Genomic DNA, 1181 nt, shown 5'->3' on the forward strand with positions numbered 1-1181 from the left:
CAGGCTGCGGGCCTGCTGGGGGTTCAATCCGAACGTCGACCGAAATGTCGCCCTGGTGGACGGCTTTCTGAATGGCAAGACCGTTGCCGAACTGGCGCAGGAACATCGTCTTTCAAAAACAAGGACGCGCCAGATCATCGAAAAGGCCGACCGGCTCGTGGGCGGGGGTATCTTGACCAAGGCCGAACCGTCCGAGGCTCCGCCACGATCCGATTTCATGGCGGCCTATCGGTACGTATGGAGCCTGGCCGAGACGCACCGGCTCGGGAGCGTCGCACCACACCACTTTTTCAAGGAGCTGCAGCGCGCGGGTTCACTGGAACAGCTTGTTGACCGCATTCAGCGTAATCCCAAGCGGGCTCCAACCATTCGTGAGCTCGCACGCCTCGTGTACCTGAACGAGACGGGCAAGAGCCCCTGGCCGGCGATGAAGCGATCGAAGATCACGATCGCGCAACCAGGCTGCGCGGCTGATCATCCGGATCGCGGGCTTCATTGCCAACGCGCGCTGGAACCGGCTGTCCAGGAACTGGTTGAGAGCGCCGCGGCGGCCGGGTGGACCAACGACGAGATAGCGTATGCACTCCACGAACTCATGCGAACACATCAAATGTGACAATTGCGATGAGAGGCACCGCGTGTCCAGGCCGAGGGCGAACCGGAGAGCAGGTCGCCGGCCATTCGCTACGGTCATGCCTCGCCTGGTCGGCCGAAGAGCGCTACTCCAGAAGCAGCTCGGCCACGTCTCGGCCGAGATGCGAAAGGCACAGGCGAAAGGTTGAGGAAGACAACCGTCATTGACGTGTTCCGGGCGATGGCTAGATTGCCTTCGCGCGGGCGAGGATTGCCCGCCTTGCCAAGATAAGGAATAGACGCGTGGCTACAGGTACGGTGAAGTGGTTTAATGCAACAAAGGGCTTCGGGTTCATCCAACCGGACGCCGGCGGAGCGGACGTTTTCGTTCATATATCTGCGGTTGAACGTGCCGGGTTGAGGAGCCTCGCCGATGGCCAAAAGGTCAGCTATGAGGTCGAGCAGGACCGGCGCACCGGCAAATCGTCTGCTGGCAATCTCCAGGCGATTTAAGTCGCTCAAAGGCCGCCCATTTTTGAGTCGGCCTTTGCAAATCACCCCTCCGCGCCGGTAGGTGGCTGAGTATCCAGGCCGGCACAACCCCGGGC

At 61.2% G+C, this 1181-nt stretch carries 2 protein-coding genes; both read left to right on the top strand.

The annotated features are described in order from the left end of the window. Positions 1-616: hypothetical protein (locus EOA85_RS35690; RefSeq protein ID WP_127212761.1), on the top strand; the 616-nt coding region annotated here is incomplete at its 5' end. 260 nt (positions 617-876) lie between these two features. Continuing rightward, positions 877-1086, top strand: a complete 210-nt coding sequence (locus EOA85_RS35695; RefSeq protein WP_107652739.1) for a cold-shock protein — start codon at positions 877-879, stop codon at positions 1084-1086. Positions 1087-1181 lie beyond the last annotated feature (95 nt).

The sequence above is a fragment of the Mesorhizobium sp. M5C.F.Ca.IN.020.29.1.1 genome, assembly GCF_003997375.1.
Classification (GTDB): domain Bacteria; phylum Pseudomonadota; class Alphaproteobacteria; order Rhizobiales; family Rhizobiaceae; genus Mesorhizobium; species Mesorhizobium wenxiniae.